The sequence below is a fragment of the Helicobacteraceae bacterium genome, from assembly GCA_031258155.1.
GTDB lineage: Bacteria > Campylobacterota > Campylobacteria > Campylobacterales > SZUA-545 > JAIRNH01.
Genome location: JAIRNH010000042.1, coordinates 1 through 17,053 on the forward strand (window position 1 = coordinate 1; position 17,053 = coordinate 17,053).

The 17,053-nt window shown below is 52.5% G+C and carries 15 protein-coding genes; 2 read left to right on the forward strand and 13 right to left on the reverse strand.

Annotated features, from left to right (window positions below):
- Nucleotides 1-817 precede the first annotated feature (817 nt).
- The 12 genes from LBF86_05760 to LBF86_05815 form a co-directional block, all read right to left on the reverse strand.
- Entirely contained in the window at nt 818-1,105 is a 288-nt protein-coding gene (locus LBF86_05760) for a hypothetical protein (protein ID MDR0665010.1), read from the reverse strand.
- Nucleotides 1,106-1,107: 2 nt separating this feature from the next.
- Nucleotides 1,108-2,010, reverse strand: coding sequence for a hypothetical protein (locus tag LBF86_05765; GenBank protein MDR0665011.1), 903 nt, complete (start codon nt 2,008-2,010; stop codon nt 1,108-1,110).
- On the reverse strand, nt 2,003-3,820 hold the full coding sequence (dxs, locus tag LBF86_05770; protein ID MDR0665012.1) for a 1-deoxy-D-xylulose-5-phosphate synthase: 1,818 nt from the start codon (nt 3,818-3,820) through the stop codon (nt 2,003-2,005). Before dxs ends, LBF86_05765 begins: the two co-directional genes overlap by 8 nt.
- Nucleotides 3,817-4,629 carry a hypothetical protein gene (locus LBF86_05775; GenBank protein MDR0665013.1) on the reverse strand — a complete coding sequence of 271 codons (813 nt, stop codon included), beginning with the start codon at nt 4,627-4,629 and terminating at the stop codon, nt 3,817-3,819. Before LBF86_05775 ends, dxs begins: the two co-directional genes overlap by 4 nt.
- A 1-nt stretch (nt 4,630) precedes the next feature.
- Nucleotides 4,631-5,656 carry a flagellar motor switch protein FliG gene (gene fliG, locus LBF86_05780; protein ID MDR0665014.1) on the reverse strand — a complete coding sequence of 342 codons (1,026 nt, stop codon included), beginning with the start codon at nt 5,654-5,656 and terminating at the stop codon, nt 4,631-4,633.
- Nucleotides 5,657-5,666: 10 nt separating this feature from the next.
- Nucleotides 5,667-7,358 carry a flagellar M-ring protein FliF gene (fliF, locus tag LBF86_05785; GenBank protein MDR0665015.1) on the reverse strand — a complete coding sequence of 564 codons (1,692 nt, stop codon included), beginning with the start codon at nt 7,356-7,358 and terminating at the stop codon, nt 5,667-5,669.
- A gap of 5 nt (nt 7,359-7,363) precedes the next feature.
- Nucleotides 7,364-8,458 (reverse strand): histidinol-phosphate transaminase, encoded by a 1,095-nt coding sequence (hisC, locus tag LBF86_05790; GenBank protein MDR0665016.1) that lies wholly within the window; start codon nt 8,456-8,458, stop codon nt 7,364-7,366.
- A 3-nt stretch (nt 8,459-8,461) separates the two neighbouring features.
- Nucleotides 8,462-9,511, reverse strand: coding sequence for a chorismate mutase (pheA, locus tag LBF86_05795; GenBank protein ID MDR0665017.1), 1,050 nt, complete (start codon nt 9,509-9,511; stop codon nt 8,462-8,464).
- Nucleotides 9,508-10,719 carry a diaminopimelate decarboxylase gene (gene lysA / locus LBF86_05800; GenBank protein MDR0665018.1) on the reverse strand — a complete coding sequence of 404 codons (1,212 nt, stop codon included), beginning with the start codon at nt 10,717-10,719 and terminating at the stop codon, nt 9,508-9,510. Before lysA ends, pheA begins: the two co-directional genes overlap by 4 nt.
- A 203-nt stretch (nt 10,720-10,922) precedes the next feature.
- Nucleotides 10,923-12,011: a pyridoxal phosphate-dependent aminotransferase family protein gene (locus tag LBF86_05805; GenBank protein MDR0665019.1), complete on the reverse strand. Its 1,089-nt coding sequence runs from the start codon at nt 12,009-12,011 to the stop codon at nt 10,923-10,925.
- A 1,342-nt stretch (nt 12,012-13,353) separates the two neighbouring features.
- A complete protein-coding gene (locus tag LBF86_05810; protein ID MDR0665020.1) occupies nt 13,354-13,740 on the reverse strand; it encodes a dethiobiotin synthase in 387 nt (128 codons plus the stop codon).
- A 59-nt stretch (nt 13,741-13,799) separates the two neighbouring features.
- Nucleotides 13,800-14,285: a peptidylprolyl isomerase gene (locus LBF86_05815; protein ID MDR0665021.1), complete on the reverse strand. Its 486-nt coding sequence runs from the start codon at nt 14,283-14,285 to the stop codon at nt 13,800-13,802.
- A gap of 257 nt (nt 14,286-14,542) precedes the next feature.
- On the opposite strand from LBF86_05815, the gene LBF86_05820 reads away from it, so the two are divergent.
- Complete coding sequence (locus LBF86_05820; protein MDR0665022.1) at nt 14,543-14,989, forward strand: hypothetical protein; 447 nt, start codon at nt 14,543-14,545, stop codon at nt 14,987-14,989.
- On the opposite strand, the gene LBF86_05825 is transcribed toward LBF86_05820, so the two are convergent.
- Entirely contained in the window at nt 14,986-15,396 is a 411-nt protein-coding gene (locus tag LBF86_05825; protein MDR0665023.1) for a hydrogenase maturation protease, read from the reverse strand. The two genes, LBF86_05820 and LBF86_05825, sit on opposite strands and share 4 nt — an antisense overlap.
- Nucleotides 15,397-15,447: 51 nt before the next feature.
- Here LBF86_05825 and LBF86_05830 point away from each other — a divergent pair, with 51 nt between their 5' ends.
- Entirely contained in the window at nt 15,448-16,740 is a 1,293-nt protein-coding gene (locus LBF86_05830; protein ID MDR0665024.1) for an adenosylmethionine--8-amino-7-oxononanoate transaminase, read from the forward strand.
- Nucleotides 16,741-17,053 lie beyond the last annotated feature (313 nt).

Genomic DNA, 17,053 nt, shown 5'->3' on the forward strand with positions numbered 1-17,053 from the left:
ATCGGCGAGTGCGGCGCGGACGTCAAAAAGGTTCGCCTCGCGCTTGAAAACGCCGTTTCGTCTATCGCGTAAATCGGCGTTTGAGTTTTTTTGGCGAGGATAGTTTCGCGAAGGCGCGAGGGCGCGCGCGATCGCTCAAAACAAACGCGCCTTTCCCGTCATTCCCGCGCGGAGCGATAGGGCGCTCTACCGCCCGTAATCGAAAGCGGGTCGCAAAAGGCAGAAAGAGCGCCCGTCATTCCCGCGAAGGCGGGAATCCATTTCCGGATATTTCGTAAAGACAATAAACAATCGCATTACGTTATTTCTATGGATTCCCGCCTACGCGGGAATGACGAGAGGTTTGCGTTTGTTTTTATTGAATACCCGCCTTCCTACGCGATTACGGGCGGTAGAGCGCCCTATCGCTCCGCGCGGGAATGACGAGAGCATATCGCCCTTATTTTGCGATTACGAAGCGTTTGCGCTTCTATCGCTCCGCGCGGGAATGACGGAGAGAGGGCGCATTGCGCGGATCGAAACTCGGCGGCGGTTGGCTTGCCGTTTGGTAATTTTGTCGAACTTCTCAAAGAATTGTAAAGGAGCTGATAAAACGCGACTCGGCGGAAAATAGGGGCGAAGTTTATTCGCGGTATAGATTTATCGGCTTTTAGGCGGCGCTTATCGCTCGCTTTGTAGCGTTTTGATTTTGTCCGAAGTAGCTTTTATGTTACTAAAGCCGCTTTTAGTTGCGTCCTTATATTTGCAAAAAGCTCGCTACCTTTTTTTGGAGCGTTTGCGTATCGCTCTTTGTTGGCGCCTCGCGGAGTTTCTCTGGCTAACGGTTTATTAGTTCGATAAGCTCCTCAAACTCTTCGGCGAGCGCTATATACTCCTCGCCCCATCTGTTACTGACCGCCGTCTCCTGCAACGAACCTATCGGCGCGAACTCGGCTTTAAGCGCCTCTTTGTCGATCGGTTGGCTATTTTTGAGCGCGTCGATCGCCTTTGCGATCATCTGTTTTTGTTCTTCAAGCGGCGTTTCCGCCCAGTCGGATTCCTTAGATCTATCAAGATGAGCCAACGCTTTTTCTAAAACGATCTGAAGAGCTTCTTGCGCGTGCATTTTTAATCCTTTCTTGGTATAAACGCGAAAAATAGGCGCGAAAGCAACCAAAACGAGGCGATTGGAAATAAAACGGTTTCAAAAACAAACAGCGCGAATAGCGTGATAAAACTTTTTGTCATCGCCTCCGCGCGCGCTTTGAAAGCGTCCACCCTTTTCGCCAGTTCCTCCATACTCGCCCAGCTTTTAATTCTGTCTAAAAAGCCTTTATCCTCGTCGTTTGGCAAAACGCTTTCGCCAAACGCGGCTCTCTGCGTTTCTATATCGGCGAGGGCTTCCTCGTATTTATTGTGCAAAAGAGTCTCGCTTGTCAGCGACGCGCCAAGTGCCATTAGAGGTATTACAAGCCTAACGACAAACCCTAAAATCGCCAACCGAACGCCCCAATAAACCAAAGCGGTCTGAAACTTAGTCGCCCATATCCCCGCTAACAGCAAAACCGCCCCAGCCGAAACGAAAACCGAAAGCCCGATCTGCGTTCCGATCTCCATTAAAATCCTCTGCGCGCCAAGAGAGGCTATCGCTAACATCAGCGCGTCCGAGAGCTTTTCGATTATATCCAGCGCGGGCGAAAGAGCCTCGCCGACGCTTAACGTAAGAAACGGCGGGTGTAGTTGCGTGCCTTTGAACATAGAAACTACCGCGTGCGCGCCGCGAACGCCCGCGTAGGTCAAGGCGGTTTTGGTCAGCGTCCGCTCCAGATACTCTTCGGCTTGTCTATCGAGCGGCGCGAATAGCGCCTCGAAACTTCTTTCTCTAACCGCGCCCCAATACGAGGCGCACAGCAAAGCAAGCGCGGCTAACGACAAGGCGACTTTAACCAATAAAGCGCGCCGATCGCCTAATCGGCTATCCATAGCTTCGATCTCTTTTATAATTTCTATTTCCGTCGCGCTTTCAGCCATCTAGCAACCTTTGGGCGATCTGTTTCGCGCTCAACCCCAAGCTCTCCTCGATCTGGCGCGTCGATCCGTGTCGCAAAAACTCGTCGGGCAGCTCAAAACGCTCTATTTTAACCGATAGACGATCAATCTCGATTAGCGTTTCCGCAATTGCGGCGCTAACTCCGCCCGTTATGGAGGAGTCGCTGATAACGGCGAAACGATCGTAGGTTTCCGCGCCGATTTTAAGCGCCTCTTTATCGATCGGCTTGATAAAGCGCAGATCCAAAACGCCCGCGTTTGTCCCGTTTTCGGCGAGAATCTTATGAACCGCGAGCGCTTTCGCCGCGCCGTTTCCGTAGCCTATCAACAACAACTTTTCGCCGCGTTTAAGCCATTGCGCCTTGCCCAACGCAAACGGCTCGAACGGCGCGATCTCGTGCGGGTGGAACGCGCCGCGAGGGTATCGAAAAGCGCACGGTTTGCCCAAACAGGCGGCAAAGCGCGTAGCGTCGATCAGGCTCGCTTCGTCGCGCGGGGCAAACAGCGTCATATTGGGAACGACGCGCAGATAGGCGACGTCGAGCGTTCCTTGATGAGTGGCGCCGTCCTCGCCGACGATTCCGGCGCGATCGATCGCGAAGATCACGGGCAGCTCGCCGATCGCGCAGTCGTGGATTATCTGATCGTAGCCGCGTTGCAAAAAGGTGGAGTAGATGGTGCAAAACGGCTTAAAGCCCTCTTTGGCAAGCGCGGCGCAACTTGTTACGGCGTGCTGCTCGGCGATCGCCACGTCCCAGAAACGATCGGGGAACTCGGCGATCAGCTTATCTAGTCCCGTTCCGCTTGGCATAGCGGCGGTAACGCCCGCGATCGTGTCGTCTTGACGGGCAAGCGCTAGTAGCGCGTCCGAGTAGATCGCGGTGGCGCTCTTTGCGTCGCCGTTTTTTAGCGGCGCTCCGCTCTCCTTGTCGAAAGGTCCCACGCCGTGCCAGCGCTCCAGTTTGCCTTGCGCTATCTCGTAGCCTTTGCCCTTGATTGTGCGGGCATGGACGACGACGGGCTTTTTCATCTCTTTGGCGCGGGATAAAACGGCGATTAACGAGCCTAGATCGTGTCCGTTTACCGGTCCGATATAGTCTAACCCCATCTCCTCGAACAGAATGCCGGGGGTAATTAACCGCAAGCTCTCCTCAAAACGTTTCGCCAGATAATGAAAGGTCTCGTTGCCGCCGATCGCGGAGTCGATCACGGATTTGAGTTTCTGAAACCACGGCGCGGCGATCGCCCTAGAGAGCGAAAGGCTAATGGCTCCGATCGGTCTTGCTATGCTCATCTCGTTGTCGTTGATAAGGATAACGATCGGGTATTTGCGATCGCCAAGCTCGTTAAGCGCCTCATAGACCATGCCCGCGCTTAGCGCGCCGTCGCCGATAAGCGCGATTGGCGAGCGACTCTCTTTTTTCAGCGCGATCGCCTTCGCCGCGCCGACCGCGACGCTAACGCTGGTGGAGCTATGTCCCGCGATAAAATAGTCGAATTCGCTCTCTTGCGGTTTTGTAAAACCGCTTACGCCGCCGAATTTGCGAAGCGTGCCGAAACTCTCCCAGCGATCGGTTAGCAGCTTATGCGCGTAGGCTTGGTGCGAAACGTCAAAGATAAACGGATCGCTTTTGGGATCGAATACGTAGTGCATAGCGACGATTAGCTCCACCGCGCCTAACGAACTCGTCAGGTGTCCTCCGTTGCCGCTGACCGTATCGATAATTTTGGCGCGAATCGACGCGCACGTTTCGTTAAGCTCGCCAATAGTCTGCTCTTTTATTGGTTTCAACCGCCGCCGCCCTCTAAAATACTCTTTTTGATCGCCGCGAAACGGCTATTTAAGCGCGCGTCGATATTGCCCGCTTCGCTATGAACGATCACGCCGCCCTCCGCGACGGCGCGATCGGGAACGACCTCGACTCTCGCGTCGTCCTTGATCGCTTCGCTTACGGCGGCTATGTCGGAAGGATTGACCCTGATCGAAATTTTTAGCGCGTCTTTTACGCTGTTTAATAGGGATACGGCAAGCGACGAGGCGATTTTGGCGCTATTTTCGCCAATTTCGATCGTAAGCACTTCGTTTGCTATCTCTACCGCGACGCTTGTAAGCTCTTTTTCGATGGAAGCGGCGTGATCGCCAAACTCTCTTAGCGCCGTATCCAGCTTGGCGATCGATTCGGCAAGTTGCGCTCTTTTCGTTTCGATCTCTCCTAGCAGCCTATTTGTCGCCTCAAGCTCGCCCGTTTTCTTGCCCTCCTCGTAAGAGCGCTTTGTTTCGTTTTCTAGTTTGATCGCAAAATCGCTCTCTTGTTTTTCGGATTTTATTTGTAGCTTCGCTATGTTGTCGGCAAAACTTTCAACTTTTTGGACGAGATTGGCGACCAGATCGTTTTCGGCGAGTTGCTTGGCGCGAATGTCTTTTAGCGCCTCTTTCTCCTCGTTGGTAAAACCGTCGGCGGGGGCGGTCGGCAAAATTGGCGGCGCGTGGCGTTGCGGAGCGCTCTCTTTTGTCGGCGAAGCGGAGTCGTTGAAGTTCTTAAACTCGTATTTAACGATCTTGTGCGTTCCGAGTTTATCGGGAGCGATAATGATCTCCACGTTACTCCACCACCTCTTCTTCGCCGCCCATCTCGATCACGCCTTGTTCGGCAAGCTGTTGCACGCTATCGACAATCTTTCTTTGCGCCGCCTCCACCTCGCGCACTTTAACGGCGCCAAGATATTGAAGCTCCTCGCGCATTGTGTCCGACGCTCTTTGCGACATATTGGAGAAAAACTTGTCTTTGAGCGGATCCGAGGCGGTTTTAAGCGCCAGCGTCAGCTCTTTCTTATCCACCGATCGCAAAATCTCGCGGACGGCTTGATTGTCTAGTTTAACAATATCCTCGAAGGTGAACATCATCTCTTTGATCGAGCTTGCCAGAGCTTCGTCGATCTGCTCGATATACGCCAACGTCGCCTTGCTCGCTTTGGATCCAAGCCGATTGAATATATCCGCTACCGCGCGCGGTCCTCCCACCTCTACTTTGTAGGTTGTAAGCGACTCTAATTTTTTCTCAAGCACCGTAGAGACCCTTTTTATGATCGTCGGCGAAATGTCGCCTAGATTCGCCATACGCATTGAAACTTCGCCGCGCAGATCGTCCGGAAACAGGCTGAGCGTCTCCGCCGCCGCGCTCGCTTCCATGTGCGCCAAGATCAGCGCGATTGCCTGCGGGTGTTCGTTTAGAACGAAATCCGAAAGCTGCTGCGGTTTGATTTTGGAAAGATAGCTGAAATTTTGTCCCGATTGCATTGATTTGGCGAGCTTTTCAAGCACCTTTCGCGCCTCTTCGGGACCTAGCGCTTTATATAAAATCTCTCTAGCGTATTCCATGCCGCCGCTATTGATATACTGGTTGGACTGAAAGATCGCGTAGAACTCCTCTAACACCGCCATGCCAAGCTGCTTATCTACGTTTTTAGAAAGCGCGATATATTTTGAGATTTCCGTGATAGCGTCAATATCTAAATGCGCGAAAATTTGCGCGCTGACGTCCTCGCCCATCTGCATCAAAAATACGGCGGTTTTCTCCGCCATCGACATCTCTTCAAACTGCGTTTGTAAATGCGGCGGCAACGTCATGCTCTCCCCCTTATATCTTCGCGTTCGACGTTGAAACTTCGTCGTGCAAGAGACTATCGACTAGCTGCGCGACCTCGTTTGGTTTTCCCTCGCACGCCTCTCTCAAACGCTCTAACAGCACGTCGTATTTTAGTTTCTCCTCGTCCGCGCCGCCGCCAAGCCCAAGCTGTTGTTCGACGCGCTTTCTTAATTCGTTTAGGCGATCGGAGTCGTCCTCTTCCTCGTCGTCTTCAAACTCGATCGGTTTTGGCGCCTCCTCCTCTTCGGCTACGGGAATCTCCATCATACGATCGATAAAGGGCTTAATCACCTTGTAGTAAAACGCGAAAAGAACGAGCGCCGCGAAGAGATATTTTAACGCCGGATAGATCGGATCAAAATACTTTTCAAGCCACGCGAGCGGTTTTTCGCCCGTCGGGGTGATTCCCGCTCTAAACTCGAAGTTGCTGACCGTTACCTCGTCTTTGCGATCGACGTTAAAGCCGATCGCCTGTTTAACCAAGCTCTCGATCGCGCCAAGCTCTTCGGCGCCGAGCGGAACGTATTCCAATTCGCCGTTAGCCGATCCGTCGCCTCTTGGAACGCGATAGCGCCCGTCCACCGCTACGGCGGCGGTAACGCGGTTGATCGTGGCGAACTCGCCTTTGATCTCGCTTGTTTTCGACGAGACCTCGTAGTTGATCGTGTTCTCGCTTCTTTGCTCTTTTTCTCTTAGTTTGTCGTCCTCAAGCCCTTGAACGGGACCGATATTGCTCACCGCGCCCGGCACGCCGCCGATCTCCCGCGGACGGCTGCCTTCGCGTTTATACTCCGAGCTTTGCTCCGATCGCGGCACGTTGTTGGGATCGTAGGTAACCTGCGTCGAGTTTCTTTGCGAAAAATCAAAGTCGATCGTTACGCGCGCGACCGCCTTCTCGTTTCCGCCCAAAAACTGACCTAGCATCTGAACGATCTTGTTCTCATAAACCTGCTCGTAGTCGCGCTTGAATCGTAGCTGCGATCTGGCGAGCTCGCCCGCCGTGGTTAGCGCGTCCTCCTCGCCCAAAGGCACGCCGTCCTCGTTGATAATGCGCACGTTCTCGATCGTTAGCTTAGGCACCGCCGACGCGACGAGGTGTTTTACGCCCAAAATCTGCTGACGGCTCGTCTGCATATTATCGCGCATAGCTACGACGACGCTGGCGCTCGGCGGCGTCTCTTTGCTGACAAACACGCTCTCCTTTGGCATAGCGATATGCACCTTAGCGCTTCGGACGCTCTCCAAACTCTCGATCGTGGCGCTTAACTCGCCCTCCAAAGCGCGCAAGAGCTTAACTTGCTGATCAAAATCGGTCGCGCCAAAATCCTGCGTGTCGAATAGCTCGAAACCGGGTCGCCCGTCGCGCGGCAACCCCTGCGAGGCGAGACTGAGGCGAACGCGATTGACCTGCTCTTTAGGGACGGAGATCACCCCCTCTTCGGGAATCTTAAACTTTACGCCTTGCGATTCCAACTGCTGAACGATAACCCCCGCGTCTTTGGCGCTTAGATCGCGAAACAGCGCGCGATAGCCGTCGTCGTAGTTTCGCGGGCTGGCATAGACGATCAAAAACGCTATAAGCGCGACGACGCCGATTAGCGCGGCTAACAGCGCCGCCTTTTGTTTCGCGTTGAAGCGCTTTGTCAGCGCGCTTAACTGCTGAACGAGGGCTTTTATATCCACGGGCGCTACCTCCAATACTCTCTAAACAGCTCAAAAAAGCGATCGTTTTCGCTCGCAAGCCCGATCGTAACGCGCAGGGCGTTAAGGTTATAGCTTTTTAGATCGCGCGTAATCATTCCGCGTCTTAACAGCGCGGCGGCTATATCGCTCGCGCTTTTGCCTTCGGGAAACAGTAACGCGATAAAATTAGCGTAACTCGGTTCGTAATCCAAGCCGATTTCGCTAGCAAACGCCTCGTATCGCGCCATCTCTTTGAAATTATGCTCCGCGCTTTTGCGCGCGAACGCCTCGTCGCTTAACGCGAGGGTAGCGGCGGCAAGCGAAAGCGTTGTGATATTAAACGGAGCGCGAATCTTATGCAACGCCTCGATAACGTTAGGTTGCGCGATCCCGTAGCCGACCCGCATGCCGCCAAGCCCGTAGATTTTGGAGAAGGTTCCCGCGTAGATCGCGTTTGGAAAGCGCTCGATCAGCTCCTTTGGCTCGATAAGTTTTCGCCCGTCTTTGAACGCCGCGTATTCCATATACGCCGCGTCGATCACGACGAGCGTTTGATCGCTTACTTTGCCCAAAAAGTCGAAAACCTCGTCGCGATCAAGCGCGTCGCCGTAAGGGTTGCTAGGCGTGCAGATATAGATTAACTTGGGATTGTTGTTCAGCAGCTTTTCAAACGCCCGCAAATCGTGGCGGTTTGTGTCGGTCGTAATCGTAACCGCGCCAACCTGCGCGGCGTAGATCGCGTACATGGCAAAGGTGATTTTATTTTGCAACGCGACGTCGCCGCGCTCTAATACGGCATGGCTGATAAACTCGAATATCTGATCGCTGCCGCTTCCTATCACGATATTTTCGCGCCCTAGATTATATTTGTCGGCTAGCGCCGTTTTAAGCGCGTAATAGCTATCGTCGGGATAGCGGTGCATTTTGGCGCTAAGCCGCGCGATCGCCTCCGCGACTTTAGGGCTTGAACCGAACGGATTTTCGTTGCTGGCAAGTTTGACGATCTCGTTTTCGGCTACGCCGTAATCGCGCGCGATCAACTCGATCGGTTTGCCCGCCTCGTAGGTTTTGATGTTATCAAGCTCTTTTCTAAACCGCATCGCCTAGCCCCTCGCGTAGCTTCCTAACCATTTATAGCGCTTGATCCTCGATAGCGTCTCGCTCGGTTTTGGATCGTCTTTGTGCCCCTCGAAGTCGATAAAAAACCGCGAATTGCGCTTGTCGCCTCTCGACGGAAGCGATTCGATCTGCGTTAGGTTGATCCGCGCGTCGTTGAACTCTTTTAGCAGAGCAAATAGCGCTCCCGGCTTGTTTGGCGTTTGCGCGATAATACTCGTCGCGTCGTCGCCGCTTGGCTGGTTGGAAAAGTCGCTTAGAATAGCGAACCTAGTTTTATTTTCGCCGCTGTCTTGAATGTTATCAAACAAAATCGGCAGATTGTTCAATTTCGCCGCGATATGAGAGCAGATCGCCGCGCTCTTTTCGTCCTCGCTAGCAAAGCGCGCCGCTTTCGCGGTGCTTTCGATCGGGATATGTTCGATATGCTCCAGACCATACCCGCGCAGAAACTCCCCGCACTGCCCAAACGCCGCGTCTTTGGAGTAGATTCGCTCGATCGCGCTTAGCTTGTCGGTTTTAGCGGCTAGGCAGTGGTGAATGGCAAGCTCCATATCGCCAACGATCAAAACGGGGCTTTGCTCAAGCCGATCGATCGTATCGCCCACAAGCCCGCTAGTGTTGTTGTAGATCGGAACCACGCCGTATTTTGCCCCGCTTGACTCGACCGCCGCGAAAACCGCGCCGATCGACTGCATGGAGAGATAGTCGCTCGTCGCGCCGAAACGGCTCTCCGCCGCCTGATGCGTAAAACTTCCAACGGGACCCAAAAACGCCACGCGCTCCGATCGCTCCAGCAATCTGGAGACGGCGAAAATCTCGTAAAAAATCGCCTCGATCGCCGCTTTGCTCAGCAGCCCTTTATGTTTGGCGAGCCTCGAAAGAATCTCCTTTTCTCGCGCGGGGCGGTAGATGTTCGCGCAATCCATTTTTTTGATCTCGCCGATTAGCTTGACAAGCCCCATTCGCTCCTCTAGTAGCGTCAAGAGATTGTCGTCGATCGCGTCGATCCGCGTTCTAATTTCGGTTAGGCTCATTGCGCCGCCTTTAGCAGTCTTGTTTCGCTCGCGAATAGATCGTCATAGCTCTCGCGCTCTCTAATCAGCCGATCCGAGCCGTTTTCTATCGCCGTCTCCGCCGCGCGGCGGCGAGAGTTAAAGTTGCTGCTCATCGTAAAACCGTATGCGCCAGCCGTATGCACCGCCAGCAGATCGCCGCGCTCCACGGGCGCCAACAATATATCTTTGGCGAAAAAATCGCCGCTTTCGCATACGGGACCGACTACGTCGCACAAGCTCTCGTCCCCGCTCTTGCCGATCGCCTCCACCCTGTGAGAGGCGCCGTAAAGCGCGGGGCGGATCAGATCGTTCATTCCTCCGTCCGTTACCACGAAACGCTTGACTTTAGAGCGTTTTTCGTATAGGACGCGGGTTAGAAACACGCCGCCGTCCGCCGTCAAAAACCGACCCGGTTCGCATATGATCGTTAGATCCAAGCCCTCTATCGCCCGCGCGATCCCCTCCGCGTAATCCTTTACGTCGAAGATCGTCTCGTCGTTATACGCCACGCCGATTCCGCCGCCAGCGTCGAAAAACTTTATATCGATTTCCAGCGCGGTAAGCGATCGGGCGAGATCCGCCGCCTTTTTCGCCGCCTCTAAGATTGGCGCCAGCTCGGTCATCTGACTGCCGATATGAAAGTGAATGCCCGCCGCCTCTAACCACGCGGAGTTTTTGACGCGGATATAGAGCCGTTTGGCGGTTTGTATATCCACGCCGAACTTGTTTTCCAGCAGACCCGTAGAGATATAGGGGTGCGTTTTCGCGTCGATTTCAGGGTTGACGCGGACGCTAATTCTGGCTCTCTTAGCGAGGCGCCGCGCTATCGACTCTATGCGATCTAGCTCGGATTCGCTCTCGCAGTTGATAAATAGAATATCGTCGTTTAACGCCCCCTCGATCTCGTCGTCGCGCTTGCCCACGCCGCTAAAGATGATCTTATATTTGGGAACGCCCGCGATCAGGGCGCGCTTTATCTCGCCGTAGGAAACGCAGTCCGCGCCCGCGCCGAGCGAGGCGAATTTAGCGATTACGCTAAGGTTTGAATTGGCTTTTACGGCAAAGGCGATCAGCGATTTTTTGCCTCTGAAGGCGCTTTTTAGCTTTTCGTATTGGCTCGCCATATAGTCCAAATCGTATATATATAGAGGAGTTCCGTAACGATCGGCAAGCGAGCGGTAGTCCATCAAACGCCTTTGCGGGTGTTTTAGTCGCAAAATAGTATCAGGCGCGCGCTAAAAAACGCGCTATTTGACAATTAAAATCCGCGCGGGCGCGATCTGGCGCGGCGGTTTTGGCGAGAACGCGCAAAAAATAAAACGGTCGTTTAGATTTGGCGAATATAAAGCCGCGAACCGTTATCCGAAACGACGCGAAGTAGGAGCTTCTTTTAGGCGCGTCGGGTAATTTTTTGCAGGCAAGCGAAAAACTTTTCTAAAACCGCCGCGTTTTCGCGCAAAATCACCCGTAATCGCGGCGTTTTTACCGTCGGACGGCGGATCGCGCCGACCAAAAAGCCCTCTTTTATCAGTTTTCGTTGCAACGACAAAGCCTCTCTATCGCTATTTGCCGCGATCGGCAGGATTAACGAGTCGGTTTTATAGCCGCGCTTGTCGGCGACGCGCCTCGCCCTTTGAACGGCGTTAGCTATCGATCGGCGGCGCGAATAGATCCATTTTTGCGCCTCTAGCGCGTAGGCAATATCAAAAAGACTCGGCGCCGTGGAATAGACGACGCTTTTTGCGCGGTTTGCTAAAAACGCGATAATATCTTCGCTCGCCGCGATATACGCTCCGTAACTGCCGTAAGCCTTGCCAAGAGCGCCAAGCCTTACGACGTTTTCGCTTGAAATTCCGTAAAAGTCCAGCGCGCCCAACAGGTTTTCGCCGACCACGCCGCCGGAGTGCGCCTCGTCGATAATCAGCGTCGCGCCTAAACGCTTCGCGGTCTCGATTACCTCTTTGGCGACAAGTTCGCCGCTCATCGAATAAACGCCCTCCGCCGCCGCGAAAACCCGTTTTGATCTGCCGCTTCGTTCCATTTTGCGGCGTAGATCGTCCGCGTCGTTATGCGCAAAAAACGCGACTTTGCCGCGCGTTAGTTTGGCGGCGAGTATCCCGCTCGCGTGATACTCTTCGTCGATTAGTAGCAGATCGCCCTTGCGCGCGAGCGCCTCGAACAACGCGATATTGCCTAAAAACCCGCTGCCGACTACCAGCGCTCTCTCATAACCGTGCAATTTAGCGACAAGCCTCTCAAAATCGCGATGAATCGAATGATAACCGTTGATAAGTTGCGAGGCTTTTGGAGCGAAAACGCCGTAACGCCGCAACCGATCGGCGGCGCGCTCAAACAGGGTTTTATTATGCGCCAGCCGCAGATAGTCGTTGCTTGCCAGATCGACGAGATCGGGCGAGAATACGCGCCGTTTTCGCAGTCTGCCTCTCGTTTTTAACGCCTCAAGCTCTTTTTCATACATAGCGTAAATCCTATCATAAACGATCTGCGAAACGCCGCTTTAACGTCCGCGTCAAAGGGCTAGGACGCGATAGAGCGCCGCGCCAAAACATAGGAAAGGCAAAAAGCGAAGATCGTTGCGAAAACCGCCCCTTCCAAGCCGGTTTTTTGGACGGACGGGGCTTTACTTCGCAAACCGCCAAAACAAACGCGATAAGGGCGATAAATACGGCAAACGCGCAGCGCTATTCGCGGATATTTAAGTCGATAAAACATTCTCGTCGCTCTCGCGTTTTAAACTGGATTTTCGCGCCTGCGGCAACCGACTTGGCATAACGAAAATTCACGGCGCGCCGCGAGATTAAAACGTAAGCGCAACTAGCGATCCGACAAGCGACATATCCGCCGCGTTATTCAAACGCCGTTTACGCAACCGTTACGTTTTAACGCTCATTCGCGTTCGATAGCGCCGTTTCTAGTTTGATAAAATGCCATTTCGCGCGCTAGCGGATATTTTGATAGCGGCTCTACCTACGCGCTAGGTATTTGGCGGCTTTTGGTATGCGGCGCTCATAATAAAACGTTCGCCCCGCGCGGATCGCGCCTATTTTGGGAACGTTTAAATAACGATACAACGTTATCCGTTCAACAAACCCGCGTTACGCAACTCTTTTTAAAACCTCTTTTAGCGTTTTCTAAAAAAGCGCCCGCTATAAGTTTCGCCGCTAAGCGGCGCTTTGCGATTAAAGACGGCAAAACGAGAGTTAAAACGTTCGCTTTTGTAACGGGCGCGCGTTTTTAAAGGGCAAACGGCTTACTACAAATATCGCGGCGTCAATTTAAGGCGATTAAACGCGGAATTATCGCGCCGCGATTAAAAAGCGTTTAAGCGGCTTTGAGTATTTCGCGGCGGATAGTCCCGATCGATTCTTATCCCGACGGATATTTTCGCGCCGCGCGCGATTAAAAAGCCGCCGCGTTTATAAGCGAGTCAGAAACGAAACGTCATATTTTGAACAAAGCGGCAAGTTTAACCAACGCTAGAAACGCGCAAAGCGAAGGCGGCGCGCCGATCGCGATTTGAAGCTACGCCGCAAATAAGCGCCGAGCGATCAAAAAGCGCGCGCAAAATAACGAGTTTTGCAAGCCGCTCGCAACGTTTATTGGCTCGCTTTCGGACGCGCGGCTAGATTAACCGCGTTTTTCATAATCGTGTTTTTTACGTTTCTCTAGCGCCTATCGCCATAAACGCCTATTTTGCGCGTTAATCGCGTAGTCTAAGGTTCCGTAGCGCGCCGATAGCAAAACAAAGCGCCTTCTAAACGCTACGAAGGAGATCGCCTAGAAGCGATCCCCTTTATTTTTTAGGAAACCGTTACCTCCGCGGGGTCGCTTTGCCACAATCCGTGTTTCGTACAGTAGCTAAGAGCCGTAAGTCTAAGGCTTTTTTTAGGCACGATAAAAAAGGTAACTTCGGCTTGCCCTTTGTTGTCCTGACCGCCGTTCACGCCGCTGAGCAACGTCGCGGTAGCCAAAAGCGTCTCGCGATCAAACAGCTTGATCTCGTTGATGTAGTGGTCGGTATCGTCGGGGTGAGAATAGTTCTTGCCCAAACGGACGTTGACCGCCAATTTTTCGCCGATTTTCGCGGTATTCGCAACCGTAATAAACGGCGAATGACGATCGATATAGTCTTTTTTCGCCTCTTTTTCTTCGGGCGACAACTCCACGTATGCGTTTATGTTTGGCATCTTAATCCTTCAATTTAATTTTACGGCTTAACTATACCATAAATAAGACTTAAAAACTCTTATTTAGCTTCAATTTCCCTAATAGTCGCCTTTTTGATCTCCTGTCTTTCGATCGGCTTGTCTGCCGCGCCGACCGCGACGCTCTCAATCTTTTTTACGACGTCATGCCCTTTAATCACCCGCCCGAAAATCGTATGCCGGTTGTTAAGCCACTCCGTTTTGACGACGGTGATAAAAAATTGCGATCCGTTTGTCTTGGGACCCGCGTTTGCCATGGCGAGCAAATAAGGCTCGTTGAAACTAACCGCCGCGTTAAATTCGTCCTCGAAAGGCGCGCCCCATATCGATTGACCGCCGCGTCCCGTTCCCGTCGGATCGCCGCCTTGGATCATAAAGTTCTTGATCACGCGGTGAAAAATCAGCCCGTCGTAATAGCCGTTTTTTATATGCGTAGCAAAATTTTCCGTCGCTTTTGGCGCAATATCGCCTAGCAACTCGATCTCGATCGTCCCTTGCGTGGTTTCCAAAACCGCAATCTGTTTCATATCCGCTCCTATGGTGGGAAGAGCCGTCGATAAAACTATCGCGAACGTTACGGCAAGTCGTTTAATCATCTGTCCTCCTTTTAATTTAACGGCTATATTATGCGACATAAAGGCTTAGCGATTTTTTGCGCTCGCGCCGACGCGCGATCTAAAGTTTTAACGCTCTAAACAATAAATGTCGATAAAACGTTAAAAAGATTAAGCTAATTTGTTCTACAATTCATAGACGTAATCACAACCCTATAAGGAGTAAAATCATGGCAAGGACCATCGACTATAAGCGCTACAGCGAAGAGTTGGGCAACATTTTGGCGTTGTCCGATCTGATCAACCGTTACTCGTCCGGCAGACGCAGAACCCGCGCTAAAAAAGCGCCGAAACCGCAGAACAACAAACCGCTTGTTAAGCTGTTAAAAAGCAAATACGTTTTAGGCGAAAGCGATTTGACGGGCATTCTTAAAATCGTGGAAGGCAAAATCGCCGCCGCCGCGAAAACTAAATCGTCCGTTAGCGTTAGCGAAACGGATCGCGCGCAACTCAGAAGAGAGATCGACGCGCTAATCTCCCAGATTGGCATTACCCTTCGCGCGGAAAATCTCAGCGAAGCCGAATATTTTCGCAAAATCAGAGGCAACTTGTCGGTGCGAAAAGGCAAAATTTTGTCGATCGTTCACCCTACAAGAACCCCAAAAGCGAAGAGCTAGATCGTTTTCAAATAGGCGATTAGTTTTGCCGCCGCCTCTTTAAGGGGCGGCGTAAGGTTTTCGCGGTATCCAAACGATCCTCCGCCGACGGAGAAAATTAGGTAGTCCATTTTAGCGTCGTAGTATTTTCGCGACGTTTCGATTAACGACCAAGGCGTAAGCGAGTGGGCTAAGACGTCGCTTTGACGAGGAAGCGGGACGGCAAAAGTTCCCGCGGGAACCTCCGCGTTTGCGTCGATAAAAACGACCTTCTTAAACCGAGCTATCGCTTCGGCTAATTCCGGCGCGAGCTGGAAAATCTCTATACATTCGTAACGCCGCGTTTTTTTTAGCGCGCGCGCTACAAAAACGCCAAATCCGTCGTCCTCTCTTAGCGCGTTGCCGTAACCAATTAACAGCGTTTTCAATAAATCCGTCCAAATTGTATAATCGCCAAACCATTATGACAGAGAAACATTATGACAAACGAGACTTTATCTAAGCGCGATCTGGCGCGTATTTGGCATCCGTGTTCGCAGATGAGCGAATATCTATCGGGCAAACTACCTCTTATTCCTATTAAAAAGGGCGAGGGAGTTTGGCTTTACGACTACGACGGCGCGCGCTATCTCGACGCGGTTAGCTCGTGGTGGGTAAATCTATTCGGGCACGGCGAGCCGCGTATCGCCGAAGCGATCGCGAAACAGGCGCGAGAGCTAGAGCATTGCATATTCGCGGGTTATACGCACGAACAGGCGATCAGACTTGCCGAACGGATAACGGCGATCGCGCCGAAAGGATTAACCCGCGTATTTTTTGCCGATAACGGATCGGCTTCGATCGAGGTCGCGCTGAAAATGGCGTTTCATTTTTTCGCCAATCGCGGCGAAAATAGACCTTTGGCGATCTCGCTAACCAATAGTTATCACGGCGAAACCCTAGGCGCGTTGGCGGCGGGCGACGTGGCGCTATACAAAAAAATATACGCGCCGCTTTTGATTCAAACGCTTCAGGCAAAATCCCCCGCGCTATGCGGCGAAGCGGCGGCGATCGCCGATATGCGCCGCCTATTGGAGGCAAACAGGGGCAAAGTATGCGCCGCGATCGTAGAACCGCTAGTTCAATGCGCGGGCGATATGGCTATGTATGATTCAACCTATTTGAAGGCTTTGCGCCTTTTGTGCGACGAGTTTGACGTAATGCTGATCGCCGACGAGATCGCCGTCGGCTTTGGCAGAACGGGAACGATGTTCGCATGCGAACAAGCCGATATTTCGCCGGATTTTATGACGCTCTCTAAAGGTCTGACGGGCGGATTTCTGCCGCTATCTCTCGTTTTGACCCGCGAGGAGATTTACGGCGCGTTTTGTTTGGACGACTACGGCGAAAAAACTTTCTTGCACTCTCATAGTTATACGGGCAATCCAATCGCTTGCGCCGCGGCAAACGCGACGCTCGATATTTTTGAAAGCCGCGACGTATTGGGCGAAAATCGGCAAAAGGCGCTTTTGGTTGCCGATCGCCTCGCTAAAATCGCGAAAAACGATCGCGCCGCCAATATCAGGCAAAAGTCTATGATCGCGGCTTTTGATTTAGTCGGCGCGGCGTATAGCCGCGATCTATCGATTCGCGTTACCCGCGAAGCGCTAAAACGCGGCGTTATGCTCCGTCCGCTTGGCAAAACCGTCTATATTATGCCGCCCTACGCGATCGGCGCTAAGGAGATCGATTTCTTATTTGACGTAATCGACGAAATATTAGACCTGCTCTAACTCACGCGATCGGCTTTTGCCGAGAGCGACGGGCGGCTTCCAATCCGTAGCCCGCGCGATTGTTAATAGAGTGCGGCGTTGTTCGCTAAACGCTAGAGCGTCTCTGTTGCTTATGCGAACGCGAAAAAGAGAGATTGCCTTTCGCCGCTCTAAAAGCGATAAACGCGGAGACAATACAATCGGCGTTTCTCGATCAAACGCCGCTACGCTACGTGTTGCTTTTGCTGAGCAAGAAAAGCTAACTTAAGCGGAGACGATCTAACATTCGCTAATTTTGATTTTATCAAGAAAGGAGAGCGCTACAATGCAATTA

Bases quoted from the DNA above. Each gene is read 5' to 3' on its own strand.
- lysA (MDR0665018.1), bottom strand. From the start codon at position 10,719: ATGGACTACCGCTCGCTTGCCGATCGTTACGGAACTCCTCTATATATA.
- pheA (MDR0665017.1), bottom strand. From the start codon at position 9,511: ATGAGCCTAACCGAAATTAGAACGCGGATCGACGCGATCGACGACAAT.
- LBF86_05760 (MDR0665010.1), bottom strand. From the start codon at position 1,105: ATGCACGCGCAAGAAGCTCTTCAGATCGTTTTAGAAAAAGCGTTGGCT.
- LBF86_05830 (MDR0665024.1), top strand. From the start codon at position 15,448: ATGACAAACGAGACTTTATCTAAGCGCGATCTGGCGCGTATTTGGCAT.
- LBF86_05810 (MDR0665020.1), bottom strand. From the start codon at position 13,740: ATGCCAAACATAAACGCATACGTGGAGTTGTCGCCCGAAGAAAAAGAG.
- fliG (MDR0665014.1), bottom strand. From the start codon at position 5,656: ATGACGTTGCCGCCGCATTTACAAACGCAGTTTGAAGAGATGTCGATG.
- LBF86_05815 (MDR0665021.1), bottom strand. From the start codon at position 14,285: ATGAAACAGATTGCGGTTTTGGAAACCACGCAAGGGACGATCGAGATC.
- LBF86_05805 (MDR0665019.1), bottom strand. From the start codon at position 12,011: ATGTATGAAAAAGAGCTTGAGGCGTTAAAAACGAGAGGCAGACTGCGA.
- hisC (MDR0665016.1), bottom strand. From the start codon at position 8,458: ATGCGGTTTAGAAAAGAGCTTGATAACATCAAAACCTACGAGGCGGGC.
- LBF86_05820 (MDR0665022.1), top strand. From the start codon at position 14,543: ATGGCAAGGACCATCGACTATAAGCGCTACAGCGAAGAGTTGGGCAAC.
- LBF86_05765 (MDR0665011.1), bottom strand. From the start codon at position 2,010: ATGGCTGAAAGCGCGACGGAAATAGAAATTATAAAAGAGATCGAAGCT.